A 14,847-nucleotide genomic window follows, 5' to 3' on the forward strand; every position below is an offset into this window, starting at 1 on the left:
GATGCCATGCCTTGATGCTGTCAGCGCACTTACCCACTCGACAACGCGCGCAGTCCTTCTGTGATCCTCGCCGAGACCGTCTCACCCAAAGGTATCGAAGAGAGGTAGTCGAAAACGTCGATGTTGGCGTCTCGGAAAACACCGAGTGCCGCCTCCCCCAGACCTAGCTCACCTGATTTTCCGTGAATGGCTGCTATCAGCATCCAGTCATACAAGTTGTCCCGTCCGTCCACGTCACGCACCATTGCGGACGCCTCAGCAAAATCGCCATTCATAAACGGATCAAGCGCACGCGGAACATTCATCCAGATCGGCAACAGAGGATTGCGCGCACGCGCCTCGTCAATCATTGCCGCCGCCTCCCGAGTGTTCCCCATGGCGGCCAACCAGCCTCCCACCATGCCGGACATCAACGCAGCATTCGGATTGGCCGCGACAGCCCGTGCCAACAGGGTTTCATAACGTGCGGTGTCTCCTTGAAAGCGCGCAAAGCTCGCCAATGCAAACAAGGCTTCCTGACAATTCGGTGCAAGCGCCACCGCTTGTTCCGCGTGCTGCCGCCCCGCCTCGACAATATCCGAAACAGCCGCCCCCCCGACAGCTGCCTGCTCAATCAAGGAAATCGACTTGAGCGCATGTGCCAGACCGCTCGAGGGGTTGTCCTGCAAAGCGGCGTCCGTCAAGGAGGCGAATTCCGCTAGGCTGGACTGTCGTGACGTACGCATGTGGGCATGAAAACTCAGCAGCGCCTCAAAGACGCCTGCATCCTCGGCCATACGTCCGGAATACTGGGCGTTTAGGTCTTCGGAAACCGCACCATAGGCGTCCACCATACGGGTCGCGCAGTGCTTTGCGATCTTTTCCTGAACATCAAATGGATCTTCCTCGTCACCCGAGACCCGGAACCTGTCAGACCAAACCAGCGAATTTCCGGGAATGCGTTCAAGCTGGACCGACACACGTAATTTGCCACCGGCCTCCCTCACGTTGCCGCGCAGTAGATAGTCGGCTTGTGCAGGCAAATCCGCCATGCCCGGACTTTTGCCCGCAAGGCTTTCATGCCAACCGGAAATCACTCTGATCTGTCCGAAACGGGCCAGTTCCAGACCGATTTCTTCGGGTAATCCGTCCCGATAAACCGAAGCCTTTTCGGTCGTTGCCCCTTCAAATTGGCATATGACAAGAGTCGGCAAGCCGCGCCGCGCCACCGGCACAGACTTCGACGGCTCGATCGTTCGGCGCTGGAAGGCGGGCCTATAGCGTCCTTTGGGCACCGTTATGACGACTTCGTCTTCCGCGCCAGCTGTCAGATAGTAATGCTCGACGGCCTTGCGAAGCTTGATGGCTTCGATGCGGACGATCGAATCGTTGTTGGGATCAAAGTCCGCGCCGCGCCCAAAAACGTCCATGGCCAAAGCTGTTCCCTTGAGCAGCTCACCCCGCCCCTCGAGTTCCTCGGTTACGATGTGGGTGAGAAACTTCTGCAATCTTGGGCCAGCAGCAAAGTCCGGAGAACCCAACAGGCGGTCAAGCTGCTGGACGATTTCTTCCTTTGTGGGTTTATCGGTCAAATCTATGCTCCAACTGATACATACAACCTATCGAAACAAGAACTTGACGCAATGCACGGTCTAGACATCCGCCAAACTGTTATTAACGGTTTTCAACATCCCGAAGTCTCAACCGGTTCGCTATTTTTGGATCATCAGAAACGCGGAGCTTCCCGCAACAAATGAAGGACAGATAAAATGAGAGTTCAATTCTCCGCCCGCCGCGCCGCAACTTCCCTGACATGTGGCGTTCTCGCGGCGATGATCGCCCTGGCTCCTGCCGCCAATGCTGACAACGCCCAATATGAGTATGCCACTCACCATGAGCTGGGCCTGATGCAAGGCTTCCCGCCTGCCCCTGAAGCTCAGGTTACTCGCGACAACGCCCTGTTCGGCGTCCCGCAAAACCGCTGGTCGTATCAAAATATGCGGTCTTTCTTCCCGTCTGCGGACATTGCAGCGGCGCAATACGCAATTGATCTGGACCGCGCCATTGACGGCGCAATCGAAGAGTTGGACATCACACGTCTCGACGGTTCACAGTCAGATTTCAAAACCTATCTGGAGGAAACCTTCACTGACGCCCTTGTTGTCGTCAAAGACGGCAAAGTCGTCCACGAGAGCTACCTCAACGGTATGAACGCCGACCAGCCACATCAGATGATGTCTGTGACCAAATCCTTCGCTGGCCTCTTCGGACTGATTGCCGCCCATGAAGGCAAAGTTAGCGAAGACGACAAAGTCGCTGACATTATACCGGAATTGGGCGTATCAGGCGCATTCGGCGACGCCACATTCGGCGAAGTGCTCGACATGACCAATTCGATGAACTTCACCGAGGATTACGCGGATCCAAACTCCGGCATTCAGGAATATGGTCGCGTGCTGGGTATGTTGCCGTCCACCGACGCAAACCGCCCGGCGAATACCATTTACGAGTACCTGCCGACGCTGGACAACGACGACGCCCACGAACACGGAGAAGTCTTCCATTACCAGACTCCCAAGACCGACGTCGTAAACTGGGTCGCGAACCGCGCAACTGGCAAATCGTTCCAGGACAACCTCGAAGACGTACTCTGGAAAAAGATCGGCGCCGATGGTGAGACATACGTCCTGCTCGACTCCAACGGAACTCTCTTTGCAGGTGGCGGTCTGAACGCTACTCCGAACAATCTGGCCCGCTTTGCAGCCATGATGCTGAATGACGGTGAGGTGAACGGGCAGGAAGTGGTTGATCCGGACGTCATCCAGCAATTGTCCGACGGCGGCAACATCGACGCGTTCTCCAACGGACCGGAAAGCGCTGGCGTCATGGGCAACAAAGACTGGAGCTACCGCGCACAATGGTGGGTCCGCCACACCGAAGGCAAAGAAGCCTTCTCGGCAATCGGCATCCACGGCCAATGGATCTACATCGATGTGGAACGCGATGTTGCCATCATCAAACAGTCTTCGCAGCCAGTATCAAAAGGAGACTTCTTCGAAACCTACGACGTGAACGCCTTCGACGCGATCGTCGATCACCTGAGCAAATAAAACCCAAGCAATTTCACACAATTTCAGCGCCCCAACTTCGGGGCGCTTTTTTTGGTGCAGCAAACTGCGCCTCACGTTTGGCAAACAGCCACGGCCTCCAGTTCGAGCGCATAGCCGTAGTGCAATTCTGGAACAGGCACCACAGCGCGCGCTGGTTTGTGCTCGCCGAAGAATGCGGCATAGGCACGATCAAAGGCCGGCCAATGCGAAATGCTTGTCACGTAGACTCGCACCTGAACCACGTCCTTTTTCGACGCTCCTGCCGCGGTCAACACCGCGTCAAGGTGGGCAAGCACGCGCTCCGTTTGCGCGCCGAAATCCGCGCCGTCTGGCAATCCTTTCGCCGGGATAGGCAAGACTCCGGACACCCAGACTTGCCCGTTTGTGCGAACGGCTTGCGAATAGTGTCCTCCAGCGGCTGGGGCGGCCTCCGTTTCGATCAATTCAATCTTTGTCATGCTTGTTACCAACCTCGAAAGCGCGGCCAATTTTGAACCTTGTCTTCGCCTTCTGAAATAACATTGTAGCTCTCGTGCTGCGCTGCCGTGGCACAGGCATGGTTCGGCAAAATCCGAATTTTCGTCCCCACCGGCAAATCCGGCAGTGACGCGCCGGAGCCAGCCCGAACAGCAATGGTCCCGTGTTCCTGGTTTGCCGCCGCGACAATCAGGTCGTTAAAGGGATTGCCCGAAGCATCACACACGATGCCATAACCCTGATCAACGGTCTGGTTCGCCGTTCCTCGGTCACGCGACATGGCCATCCACCCCGCATCGCACAATATCCAGCCGCGCTCCTTTTGATGCCCGATCACCGTTGTCAGAACCGACAAGGCGATGTCGTCAACGCTGCACACTCCAATCCCTGCCATCACAAGATCAAAAAACACGTACACACCTGCACGCAATTCAGTAACGCCCGTGAGATCGGTTGCGGCGTGGGCTGTCGGTGTCGACCCTACGCTTACAACTTCGCAGGAAAGCCCCGCAGCCCTGAGCGCGTTGGCCGCCGCCACCGCTTCCGAACGTTCCATCTCCGCGAACGCTGCATGCTGTTCCCGGCCACTAACGGAATAACTCTCTCCGGCATGCGTAAGCACCCCTCGCAGCAAACCGTTTTTGTCTAGCGTCTGGCCAATATCGATCAACATCGGATCGTCTGCGCGCACCCCTCCCCTGTGTCGGTCACTGTCAATTTCGATCAGCGCGGGTACACCCGCGGCAACGACCGCCTCAGCTTGCTCCAGACTGTCCAGCAGCACTTTGACGTCGCAACCACTTCTCCGCAGCTCCGCGACTGCCTCCAATTTGTCTGGTGCAATCCCGACGGCATAGACGACGTCATCAACGCCCGCCGCGGCGAATTCTTCTACTTCTTTCAAAGTGGAAACCGTTGCTGCTCCACCCTCATGCAAAACCCGTCTCGCCACCTCAACAGACTTGCAGGTTTTCAAATGCGGTCGCAGATCTACGCCAAGAGCTTCGGAACGCGTCCGCAAGCGATTTATGTTCCGCATCATCCGTGCTTCGTCGAGCACCAGACAAGGCGTGGCAAGTTGGTCAAACACCCCAATATCTCCGGTAATATTGCTTTTCCCTTGCCTATCACGCCATTTCCATCGACGTTATAAAGTTCTACTTAAAGCTTATTTAAGTGTTCTCTTATGATCGACCTTTCGGATCTCCACTTCTTTAGAACGGTGGCGAAATCCGCGTCCTTGTCGGACGCCGCCAGACACCTTGGCGTGTCACCGCCGGCTGTGTCGCAGCGCCTTTCGGCATTGGAGAACCGCATGGGGCTTGCATTGATCAACCGCGGCCCAAATGGTCTTGGCCTGACCGGCGAAGGCGCTGAACTGCTACAAAAAGCGGATCCTTTGCTTAATCAGGCAGACGCTTTGATGAAAGACCTCTTCGAGAAGCGGGAAGCGTTGTCAGGTCCAGTCCGGATTCTCGCGCCTTTCGGCTACGGGCGCCTAAACATTGCGCCGCTTGTCGGAACCTTTGCAAAAGCCCACCCCGACATTTCTCCGGACCTCTTTCTGTCAGATCACCCACGCCGACACATGGGCGACGAAACATGGGACATTGTCGTAAACGTGGGCCGCCTGCCCGACCTGAGCGCAACGCAAACCGTCCTTTGTAGGAACAAACGCCTGCTTTGCGCTTCGCCAACCTATCTCGCATCGGTTGGGCACCCGGAGCATCCAAGCCACCTTTCGAGCCATAGATGTGGTTGCATCCAAGAAGACGCCGCGGATGTCACGCATTGGCGTTTTAGCAGCGATGATGGATTGGAATGCCGCGTTCGATTTACACCGGCTTTCCGAAGCAACGACGGCGAAGTTGTTCGCGCTTGGGCGCTAGATGGTTTGGGGATTGTCGAACGCTCCGAATGGAGCGTCAGAGACGACATCGACCGCGGACGACTGCTCAGGGTTCTGCCTGAGTGGTCCCTACCAGATGCCGACGTCGTCGCCATCGTGCAACCATCGCATCTGCGCCCAAAAAAAGTAACCGCCCTACTCAATCATCTCCGGGAAGGTCTTTCCAACACCTGAGCCCGACTTCAAATTTGCCCGCCTCCCCTAGACCGGGCACGCCTTTTTCGTGCAGGCTGACAACAACTGATCGCTGTTTCCCTGTTCGAGGCCTATGTTTTGTTGCTTAAGTCACTCAGTCTAGTCCTTTCGGTTTCTCTATTCTCCGGGTTGCTAAACGCAACACCGGCGATCGCCTCCTCGCTTTCAGCAGATGTCCCAGTCTGGCTGCAAAAACATGTCGGTACGGGTCACAACCAGATCGCGCCGGTCGTACTGGATAGGGCGCGTGCACTCTATCGGGAGAAGACGCAAAGTGGCGCCGTAAAAAACGGCTGCTATTTCGCAATGGACGCTACTCGACCAAGCACCGCGTCCAATGGCGCCGCACTATCTCGATTCTATGTGATTTGTGAATCGTCGAAAACCTTCAAGGCCGTATCCTCGGGATACGGAAACGGCCGTAAACTTGCCCGCGCAAACTTTTCGAATGGTCGGCAATGTGCGCGCAACTTCAGCAATGCTGAAGGCTCGAAGCTCACGGCTGGAGGCGCCTATGTAACGGCTGAATCCCGCACTTCGTTCAAGGGCTACTATCAAAGCACGTCTGGCACCAAACCATTTCTCCGCACGTTTCTTTTGTTTGACGGCGAAGGCGAGACAAGTAACGCGCGCGAGCGCGCCATTGGCGGTCACCGTGCCATGTTCCTGAAATGGCAGTGCCGAATGGAAAGGCCACAAAGCAAACACGCCGACGATGATGGATTTGTGCCTTTCGGAAGACTTGTGGATTACACCTCAGGTCGCAGCAATGGATGCACCACATGGTCAAAACCGGCGACCACGGAAATACTCAGGATCGCCGATGGCAACCCCACAACGCTTTACATCTACCCCGCATCACAGGACATCAACGCAATCGCCAAGGCGGTTAAAAAGGGAACGTCGCTGGCGCGGGCCGGGCTCTATTGGAACGAAGCCTGCCTCGCAGCTATCGGCACCCCGAAATTCTGGCCCAAACGCACACTACAGCCGATCATTAACGAATGGCGCAGTTCTTTGCCAAAGCGGCCTCCGCTTGAACTTCCGCTATGTGAATAGGTGCCCAAACGAAAACAGGCGCCCCGAAAGGGACGCCTGCAATAACTCGGTGAAAACCCGAATTACTTAACTTCGACCTCGGCGCCAGCTGCTTCCAGCTTGCCTTTGATCTCTTCAGCTTCGTCCTTGGAGACGCCTTCTTTGACAGCTTTGCCGCCGGCTTCAACCAGTTCTTTAGCTTCTTTGAGGCCCAGGCCAGTGATGCCGCGGACTTCTTTGATGACGTTGATTTTCGATGCGCCTGCAGATTTCAGGATCACGTCGAATTCAGTCTTTTCTTCTTCAGCTGCGCCGCCGGCTGCGTCGCCGCCGCCTGCCATTACAACTGCGCCGCCAGCTGCGGGCTCGATGCCATACTCGTCTTTGAGGATGGTTTTCAGTTCTTGTGCTTCCAGCAGGGTCAGACCCACGATGCTTTCGGCGAGTGCTTTCAGATCAGCCATTTTTGACTCTTTCCGTTTCTAGGTATGTGTTCCAACGTTGGGCAATTGTGCCTACGCGGTTCGTAAGTTGCTTACGCAGCCTCTGCCTTTTCCTCGATGGTAGACAGGATGGATGCGATGTTCGAAGCAGGTGCGCCAATGGCGCCGGCGATGTTGGAAGCAGGTGCGCCGATGCAGCCAACGATGGAGGCAATAAGCTCCTCGCGGGAAGGCATTTTCGACACTGCTGTAACACCAGCACGGTCCAGAGCGTTCTCGCCCATTGCACCGCCGAGGATTTCAAACTTTTTGTTATCCTTGGCGAAGTCCTCGGCCACTTTGGCTGCTGCCACAGGGTCCTCGGAATAGGTCAGAACGGTCATACCCGACAGAAGGCCACCAATGCTTTCGCATGGTTTGCCGTCCAGGGCGATCTTGGCGAGCCTGTTCTTGGCGACACGCACTGCACCACCCGCTTCGCGCGCACGCGCACGGAGGTCTTGCATGTCAGCAACCGTGAGACCCGCGTAGTGGGCAACCACTACAACGCCAGAGCTTTCAAAGATCTGGCCGAGCTCTTCGACCAACTTCTCTTTTTGTGCTCTATCCACAGTTTTACTCCAAAATTGGGGATTGCTCCCCGGCTCAGTTTTGCGCACCACAAAAGCGGCACGCGTTTAGGTCCATACAAAAGGGTTGGGAACCAAGATCGCCGAAGCGCCCAACAGGGCCCTTCATAAGAATTCTTGTCTCTTACCCCATCTCAGAAAGGAATTATTCAGACCGAAATCCGAACCCTTCGTCTTGGACAGGCCACTCACAGAGAATCAAGATGACACTCTGCGTGTGGGCAGGGCGTCTTTAGGCCCAGCCTACAGCTTTGTCCACAGGAAAGTGAAAGGATGCAATCACAACGCGCACTTCAGTTATGTGCTATGCTGCCTGTGTTTCCAAATACCCATAGAATCCCGACTTCATTTTGAGGACAACAGAATGGCATTCGTAGGCGGCACAGATCTGGACGACAGCGCACTCATCGGCAGCGAACTCGGCGACATTATCCGTGGCTACCTTGGCAACGACACCCTGCGCGGCCGCGCGGGAAACGATCGCCTGCACGGTGACGAAGGCGACGACGCACTTTGGGGCGGCGACGGTAGTGATTTGATCTTTGGCGGCGTCGGAACCGACACGCTACGCGGCGGAGCAGGTAACGACTATTTGGCCGCCGAAACTGGTAACGACTCAGTTTTTGGTGGTTTGGGTGATGATCTTATTGCTTGGGACGTCGGAGACAGCCTTTTTAACGGCGGAGGCGGAAGCGATACGCTGAGCATGGCTCGCTACATAGCAACCACAGGCATCACGATAGACTTGCGTTTGCAAAGCGTTCAGGCAACCGAGTTCGGTCAAATAACACTGCGCAGCATTGAAAACGTCATGGCCTCCGATTTCGCCGATTACATTGCCGGTAACCGGTCAGCCAACGAGCTTAATGGACGCGAAGGTAATGACACACTGCTCGGATTTGCCGGCAACGACTCATTGCAGGGCTGGTCTGGTGACGACGTCCTCGTCGGCGGCGCGGGAGACGACCTTCTCGATGGCGACTACCTTCCTCCTTACACACATACTCCCCAGATCGGGCACGATCACATGTCCGGCGGAACAGGCAACGACACTCTGAATGGGGGCTACGGCGACGACACAATGCTTGGCGGACAGGACAACGACACGCTGTTCGGATTTGTCGGCGAAGACATCCTCAAGGGCCAAGCCGGAAACGACACGCTCTTTGGCCACCACGACAATGATTTCCTGAGCGGCGGGGGCGGCGACGACAGCCTAATCGGCGGTTGGGGAGAGGACACGTTGCTGGGTGGAAAGGGCGATGATTTTCTGGATGGCGGAGCCCATGCAGACACATTTGTGTTCAAGGACGCGCACGGTAACGACACGATAAGCAAATTGGGTAACTCCGACGTGGTGAACTTTCGCCACCATTCAGCTTTCGCATCATCCAGCGATGTCAAAGCCGCTTCTTCAACAGTGGGAGACGATCTGTTGATTATCACCGGCATAGGGAATTCCATCCTGATACAAGGCGAAACCCTGAGCACCTTCGACAGCATCAATTTTCTGTTCTGAACAGCGGGCTCGATGTCACTGTCTTGCGTCAGTCCCATCGGCCCGGAACTCTACGCAACGCTGCCAGCATTTCCTCCCCAACGCGCTATGCAATAGGCGGCTAGCCCGCTAGAACTTGCGTCAAGGCAAGCACATTAAGCGTCCCGTCACGCAATTACGCCCAAAGCGCCCCACCATTTACATGCCAATCTGCATAAATCGCCAACGCCGATCCAGCTCCCTTTTTTGTTCGCTGCTACGCATAGATACAAAAAACAGGTTTTCTCGAACTTCTTCCGGCAACGTCAGAGCCGGGATGTTGTAAACATCCCAATCCACCATTTCCAAGGTCACGGGCGCAGAGATAGCCGCCCCTCCCCAAATCGTTGAGAGTGCGAGGTTTTCCGGTTCAACGACGTGATTCAGAAACTCCATCGCCCCAGTGACGTTTTGGGAGTCCACAGGAAGCACGAAAGAGTCCACCCAAATGTTGGCTCCCTCCTTCGGCAACACATATTCGTATTTGTCTGTAATCTCGTCGATCATGGGACCAAGCGCCTCGGTGCTCCATGTAACGGAAACACAAACCTTTTCTTCCACAAGGTCGTCATATTGGTCCGTGTCATAGGAACGCACATAGGGCGCAATTGATGCCAGCACGTCAAAAGCCGCATCCAGATCGTCCTGCGCAAGAGAATGCGGGTCTTTGCCGAGATAGGCCAATACCGTAGCAACGACTTCCTCATTGGAATCAATGATCGAAATGCCACAATCCGCAAGCTTGGCCGCATTCTCCGGATCATAAATCAACGCCCAGCTGTCCGTGGGAACATCAGGCAATCGCTCAGCCACCGCCTCGCGATCAAACACCAACCCGGTTGTGCCCCACAGATATGGCACCGCGTATCCATCTGCTTCCGGAACCGTTTTGCGGAAAACATCCCAAAGTTCCGCGTCCAGATCGGCAATGTTGGGCGCAAGCGCCGGATCAAACTTCTGGAGCGCGCCAGCTTCAGCCAAACGACCAACGGTCTCGGCTCCAACAACCGCCAGATCATAGCCAGTGCCCATTGCAGCAAGGCGTGACTCGGCTTCGTTGCTTTCGCCATATTGCTCAACCCTGACAGATTTTCCGTGAGCCTCCTCGAAACTTTCGAGGACTGCAGGGTCAATGAATTCCGACCAGTTGTAGAACCAGATTTCATCCGTATCAGCAGCCAGAGGTTGCGCAATCGCAACTGTGGCTAAAACCACTTTCGATATTTCCGTCATGCGCATTTGATGTTCTCTTTCTCTTCTGCATTTTTAAAGTTCAGGTGGCGCAGCAATTCTTCTTCGAGCGCCTCACGTTTCAGGGGTTTGGTCAAATAGCCGTCCATACCGGCGGCGAGCCCCTCTTCCCGATGTTCTTCCATGGCATTTGCCGACAGGCCAACAATTGGAGCCGCCACGCGGTTCGCCTCTACAGCGTTGTCGTGAATGCGCCGTGTTGCTTCGAGCCCGTCTATGCCCGGCATCCTGACATCCATAAGGACCAACTCGGGCCGCCAGTCAGCTTCGGCCTTGACTGCGGCGATGCCGTCTTCGGCACACAGAACCACGCAACCAAGCCGTTCCAGCATTTTGGTGGCGACCAGCCGATTGACCCGGTTATCGTCAACCACCAGCACTTTTCGCCCTTCAAGACAACTCAGGTCGCGGCTTCGTTTCTGCGAGAAGACTGGCCGTGGCGCCGCATCCCGCACAGGCAGGACCACCGAGAATGTTGAACCACAACCAACAGTGCTTTCGACATCAACGTCGCCCCCCATCGCCTCGGCAAGACGCTTCACAATCGCCAACCCGAGGCCGGTGCCGCCAAACCGCGTCGTTGTCGAAGCATCAGCCTGTTCGAATTGGTCAAACACACGATCAAGCGCATCCTCGGAAATGCCAATGCCTGTATCCTGAACAGAAATGCGAACCATCCTTGGTTTCTCAGCGTTGCCCGAGATTTCTTCGAGTCGAAGAACAATGGATCCGCTGTCTGTGAATTTCACCGCGTTGTTGACGAGGTTCAGCACCACCTGACGCGTTGGCTTGGCAAATCCGGATACCCAGCAACCTTCGCCTGTGTCTCCGACTTCAAGCTTCAGCACGATGCCCTTTTGTTTGGCCTGCGCCGCAAACAAATCCCCCACTTCCTGGCAAAGCTGCCGGACATCAAAGTCGGCGCGCTCCAGTTCAAGCTTGCCCGCCTCGATCTTGGACAGGTCCAGAATGTCGTTGATGATCTGATGAAGCGACTGCCCGCTGGAGACAGCAAGGGACAGCATTTGCCGCCGTTCCGGATCGGTTTCACCTTCCAACAAAAGTTGGTTCAATCCGAGTACACCGTTCAGTGGCGTGCGAATTTCATGACTCATAGTCGCCAGAAACAGCGATTTTGCCTGCGAGGCAGCGAGTGCTTCTTGCCGCCCCGCCTCGATCTCTTCCTGGCTGGAAACAACATAGCGTTCTGTCGGCAACAAGACCGTGAAAAACGCGACGGCCATACCGCCAAGCGTCAGCAGAATAGCGACCAGAGAAAAGAGGACCTGCCGATGACCGGCTTGTTGGACAGAGAGCAACTCTGATTCCGACACCTTCAAAAGAACGGGCAAAACCTGCCTGCTTATGTTGGCGGCCAAAGCGGCTGCCTTCGCTGTTCCAGGATCCGAGCGCGACGAAGTCACCACTTTGTTCGCCAGAAAAAACAGATCCTCCAGCTCATTTAGTGGGCTCAGCGTCGGCTGGCGCAGCACCCGTTCAGAGCTTTCAGAATATTGTCCGGCCTCCAAGGCGATGTGCACGCGCTCAAGTGCTTGCTCACCGCTGCGCACAGCGCGACCGACCCTCGCCTGATCAACTTCCGAGCGCTGCGACATTGGATTGACTCGGATCTGCTCGAATGCGGTGGACATTTCCGCGACAGACACAAGGATTTTGTCCAGATCGTGCGCATTGCTGTTTCGCATTGCGGTGGCGCGCTGGCTGTGGGTCGAAATGAAGAAGGCTCCGAGACTCGCCACAAGTAGGATACCCAAAGCGAGGGTTCCTCTACGACGAATATAGTCTTTGGATAGTTTCGAACTTTTCACGGCCAGACCTGTTTCAATTGAAACCGACAAAGACCCGATTTGAATTTCCGTTGGGTTAATACAACGAGAGACCCCACCGCTATTTAGAAAAAATTCGAGAGACCCTCTCCGCGCAGTCAAAACGAAAAAGGGCGCCCCGATTGGGACGCCCTCAAATTATTGGTTCTTTCGACCTTACTGAGCGGCTGCCGCGTCCACGTCGATGGTCACGCCCGGGCCCATGGTGGAGCTCAGAGCGATCTTTTTGACGTATGCGCCTTTTGCGCCAGCTGGCTTGGCTTTCAGAACGGCTTCCATAAAGGCTTTCACGTTCTCAACCAGCTTGCCTTCGTCGAAGGAAGCTTTGCCGACACCTGCGTGTACAACGCCGGCTTTCTCGACTTTGAACTGAACTTCGCCACCTTTGGCGTTCTTGACCGCGTCGGCCACGTCCATGGTCACGGTGCCAATCTTGGGGTTCGGCATCAGGTTGCGTGGGCCCAGGACTTTACCCAGACGACCAACAACAGGCATCATGTCCGGGGTCGCAATGCAGCGATCGAACTCGATGGTTCCGCCTTGAACGGTTTCCATCAGGTCTTCTGCGCCAACGATGTCTGCGCCAGCTGCCTGAGCTTCTTCCGCTTTCGGGCCACGTGCAAACACTGCAACGCGAACGGTTTTGCCGGTGCCGTTAGGCAGACCAACAACGCCGCGGACCATCTGGTCTGCGTGGCGTGGGTCAACACCCAGCTGAACAGCGATTTCGACGGTTTCGTCGAATTTCGCGGTGGCGTTGCCTTTGACCAGAGCAACAGCTTCTTCGACGGTCAGGTTCTCTTTGCCTGCGAACGCTTCGCGCGCTGCGGCAGTACGTTTTCCAAGCTTCGCCATTACTTCACCTCGATGCCCATGGAACGCGCGGAGCCAAGGATGATCTGCATTGCAGCATCGATGTCGTTAGCGTTCAGGTCTTTCATTTTCGCTTCGGCGATTTCTTTCACCTGAGCGGCGGTGACGGAACCCACGGTCTCACGACCCGGGTTGTTCGCACCGGATTTCAGCTTGGCAGCCTTCTTCAGGTAATAAGACGCAGGCGGCGTCTTGATGTCCATGGTGAAGGACTTGTCCTGATAGTAGGTGATCACGGTCGGGCACGGCGCGCCGGGCTCCATGTCCTGTGTCTTGGCGTTGAACGCCTTACAGAATTCCATGATGTTGATGCCGCGCTGACCCAGCGCCGGACCGACGGGTGGGGAAGGGTTGGCTTGACCTGCAGGAACCTGCAGCTTCATTGTACCAGCAAGCTTCTTAGCCATTTGGTTTTCCTTTCAACGTAGGTGGAACGCGTTCCACCCGGTTTATGTTGCGTGGTCCGATCCAAACATCGCGATGCCCGAATCTCCCACGGAGAATCTCGCCCGAAGACGATAGACGCGCGATCTACGCCTGTTCGATCAAGTTGGCAAGGGGTTTACTGCAGTTTTTGGGAACGACCAGGACTTTGCTCCCAGATGCGGTGATCGCTTCAAATTGAGCCACCTCAGTCCAACAAAAACCCTTTGTCACGGACAAAACGCCCAAATCCCCGACGTTCGGAAAGTGAATACTGCCGCGCCTTGTCCTCGGACCAACCATAAGCATCAGGCCGATCCTGATGCGCTGCATCATTTCGTCTTGATGCATAGGGCTGTACCGCTTCGCGATCCCGATCATAGGCTTCAACGACGCCGCGCAAGTTTTGCTCGTCATAACAGTCGCGATGCACAGTCACATCCAATGGCAGCCTGACGCTCGGAGTCGCATCTCCTTGCGGCCAACCTATCGCAAGCCCCGCAACCGGAAAGACATGGTCTGGTAACTCGAGAATATTGCTGATCTCTTCCGGCTCGTTGCGCACGGCACTTACCGGACAACATCCCAGCCCTGTGCTTTCCGCTGCCAAAACATACGCCGACAGAACTATCCCTGTATCCACCGATGCATTGAAAAAGGCGTCAAGGTGATCGTTCGCAAACGGTAATGCCCGCCACTCGTGGATCAGACGCTGGCGGCGATTGTTCCCGCAAAACACCACAAAGGCTGGCGCTCTATGTGCCCAACCTTCTCCGTCGATCAACGCATTCAAACGCGCCCGACGCTCAGGGTCTTGCACAATGATAATGTCGCATTGTTGCAGGTCGCTTTTTGTTGGCGCGCCCAGCGCGACAGCGGCCAAAAGCTTGAGCGTTTCGAAGGGGACCGGTTGGTCCCGAAAAGCACGGCAGGATCCGCGCGAGGACAGGTTTGAAAGAAGTTTCGGAATGTCGGAGAAGCCTGCTTGATCTGCGGCGGTCTCACCAGTCGGGCCAAAACGGTTTCTAAGAGTATCGCGTAATGAAACTTTGGTCATACCGGCTGCTACCACGCCTCTCTGGCGACGGCCAGATCAACCGTTGAACAGGAACCAGTTATCCATTTGGACTCAAACG

The 14,847-nt window shown here is 55.7% G+C and carries 14 protein-coding genes; 4 read left to right on the forward strand and 10 right to left on the reverse strand.

Annotated elements, in window-relative coordinates:
• Positions 1 to 29: 29 nt before the first annotated feature.
• Positions 30 to 1,571, reverse strand: coding sequence for a hypothetical protein (locus BXY66_RS14410; RefSeq protein WP_132861096.1), 1,542 nt, complete (start codon positions 1,569 to 1,571; stop codon positions 30 to 32).
• A gap of 177 nt (positions 1,572 to 1,748) precedes the next feature.
• On the opposite strand from BXY66_RS14410, the gene BXY66_RS14415 reads away from it, so the two are divergent.
• Entirely contained in the window at positions 1,749 to 3,089 is a 1,341-nt protein-coding gene (locus tag BXY66_RS14415) for a serine hydrolase domain-containing protein (RefSeq protein WP_132861097.1), read from the forward strand.
• Between the two features lie 71 nt (positions 3,090 to 3,160).
• Here BXY66_RS14415 and BXY66_RS14420 read toward each other — a convergent pair whose 3' ends face one another.
• Both BXY66_RS14420 and BXY66_RS14425 read right to left on the reverse strand, forming a co-directional pair.
• Entirely contained in the window at positions 3,161 to 3,547 is a 387-nt protein-coding gene (locus BXY66_RS14420; protein WP_132861098.1) for a RidA family protein, read from the reverse strand.
• Between the two features lie 5 nt (positions 3,548 to 3,552).
• Entirely contained in the window at positions 3,553 to 4,656 is a 1,104-nt protein-coding gene (locus BXY66_RS14425) for an alanine racemase (protein WP_341785812.1), read from the reverse strand.
• Between the two features lie 96 nt (positions 4,657 to 4,752).
• On the opposite strand from BXY66_RS14425, the gene BXY66_RS14430 reads away from it, so the two are divergent.
• Both BXY66_RS14430 and BXY66_RS14435 read left to right on the forward strand, forming a co-directional pair.
• Positions 4,753 to 5,649, forward strand: coding sequence for a LysR family transcriptional regulator (locus BXY66_RS14430; protein ID WP_132861099.1), 897 nt, complete (start codon positions 4,753 to 4,755; stop codon positions 5,647 to 5,649).
• 327 nt (positions 5,650 to 5,976) lie between these two features.
• On the forward strand, positions 5,977 to 6,729 hold the full coding sequence (locus BXY66_RS14435) for a murein L,D-transpeptidase catalytic domain family protein (RefSeq protein ID WP_243694398.1): 753 nt from the start codon (positions 5,977 to 5,979) through the stop codon (positions 6,727 to 6,729).
• Between the two features lie 62 nt (positions 6,730 to 6,791).
• Here BXY66_RS14435 and rplL read toward each other — a convergent pair whose 3' ends face one another.
• On the reverse strand, positions 6,792 to 7,172 hold the full coding sequence (gene rplL / locus BXY66_RS14440; protein ID WP_132861101.1) for a 50S ribosomal protein L7/L12: 381 nt from the start codon (positions 7,170 to 7,172) through the stop codon (positions 6,792 to 6,794).
• Positions 7,173 to 7,243: 71 nt separating this feature from the next.
• Entirely contained in the window at positions 7,244 to 7,762 is a 519-nt protein-coding gene (gene rplJ, locus BXY66_RS14445) for a 50S ribosomal protein L10 (protein WP_132861102.1), read from the reverse strand.
• 382 nt (positions 7,763 to 8,144) lie between these two features.
• Between rplJ and BXY66_RS20705 the strand changes: the two genes are divergently transcribed.
• Positions 8,145 to 9,299, forward strand: coding sequence for a calcium-binding protein (locus BXY66_RS20705; protein WP_132861103.1), 1,155 nt, complete (start codon positions 8,145 to 8,147; stop codon positions 9,297 to 9,299).
• Between the two features lie 177 nt (positions 9,300 to 9,476).
• Here BXY66_RS20705 and BXY66_RS14455 read toward each other — a convergent pair whose 3' ends face one another.
• The 5 genes from BXY66_RS14455 to BXY66_RS14475 all read right to left on the reverse strand — a co-directional run bounded on the left by BXY66_RS14455 (position 9,477) and on the right by BXY66_RS14475 (position 14,768).
• Entirely contained in the window at positions 9,477 to 10,556 is a 1,080-nt protein-coding gene (locus BXY66_RS14455) for an extracellular solute-binding protein (RefSeq protein ID WP_132861104.1), read from the reverse strand.
• Positions 10,547 to 12,343, reverse strand: coding sequence for an ATP-binding protein (locus tag BXY66_RS14460; RefSeq protein WP_132861105.1), 1,797 nt, complete (start codon positions 12,341 to 12,343; stop codon positions 10,547 to 10,549). The genes BXY66_RS14455 and BXY66_RS14460 overlap by 10 nt, the downstream gene beginning before the upstream one ends.
• Positions 12,344 to 12,571: 228 nt before the next feature.
• Complete coding sequence (rplA, locus tag BXY66_RS14465; RefSeq protein ID WP_132861106.1) at positions 12,572 to 13,270, reverse strand: 50S ribosomal protein L1; 699 nt, start codon at positions 13,268 to 13,270, stop codon at positions 12,572 to 12,574.
• The gene (gene rplK / locus BXY66_RS14470) at positions 13,270 to 13,695 is read right to left on the reverse strand and encodes a 50S ribosomal protein L11 (RefSeq protein WP_132861107.1); all 426 of its coding nucleotides are present in this window, start codon (positions 13,693 to 13,695) and stop codon (positions 13,270 to 13,272) included. The genes rplA and rplK overlap by 1 nt, the downstream gene beginning before the upstream one ends.
• Before the next feature lie 224 nt (positions 13,696 to 13,919).
• Positions 13,920 to 14,768 carry a nitroreductase family protein gene (locus tag BXY66_RS14475; RefSeq protein ID WP_132861108.1) on the reverse strand — a complete coding sequence of 283 codons (849 nt, stop codon included), beginning with the start codon at positions 14,766 to 14,768 and terminating at the stop codon, positions 13,920 to 13,922.
• Positions 14,769 to 14,847: the final 79 nt, after the last annotated feature.

This window comes from Shimia isoporae (assembly GCF_004346865.1).
Taxonomy (GTDB): Bacteria; Pseudomonadota; Alphaproteobacteria; order Rhodobacterales; family Rhodobacteraceae; genus Shimia; species Shimia isoporae.

What these genes read in the sequence shown, in the direction of transcription:
- BXY66_RS14430 (WP_132861099.1), top strand. Translation starts at nt 4,753, where the DNA reads ATGATCGACCTTTCGGATCTCCACTTCTTTAGAACGGTGGCGAAATCC.
- BXY66_RS14420 (WP_132861098.1), bottom strand. Translation starts at nt 3,547, where the DNA reads ATGACAAAGATTGAATTGATCGAAACGGAGGCCGCCCCAGCCGCTGGA.
- BXY66_RS14435 (WP_243694398.1), top strand. Translation starts at nt 5,977, where the DNA reads ATGGACGCTACTCGACCAAGCACCGCGTCCAATGGCGCCGCACTATCT.
- rplK (WP_132861107.1), bottom strand. Translation starts at nt 13,695, where the DNA reads ATGGCTAAGAAGCTTGCTGGTACAATGAAGCTGCAGGTTCCTGCAGGT.
- BXY66_RS14475 (WP_132861108.1), bottom strand. Translation starts at nt 14,768, where the DNA reads ATGACCAAAGTTTCATTACGCGATACTCTTAGAAACCGTTTTGGCCCG.
- BXY66_RS14455 (WP_132861104.1), bottom strand. Translation starts at nt 10,556, where the DNA reads ATGCGCATGACGGAAATATCGAAAGTGGTTTTAGCCACAGTTGCGATT.
- BXY66_RS20705 (WP_132861103.1), top strand. Translation starts at nt 8,145, where the DNA reads ATGGCATTCGTAGGCGGCACAGATCTGGACGACAGCGCACTCATCGGC.
- rplL (WP_132861101.1), bottom strand. Translation starts at nt 7,172, where the DNA reads ATGGCTGATCTGAAAGCACTCGCCGAAAGCATCGTGGGTCTGACCCTG.
- BXY66_RS14415 (WP_132861097.1), top strand. Translation starts at nt 1,749, where the DNA reads ATGAGAGTTCAATTCTCCGCCCGCCGCGCCGCAACTTCCCTGACATGT.
- rplA (WP_132861106.1), bottom strand. Translation starts at nt 13,270, where the DNA reads ATGGCGAAGCTTGGAAAACGTACTGCCGCAGCGCGCGAAGCGTTCGCA.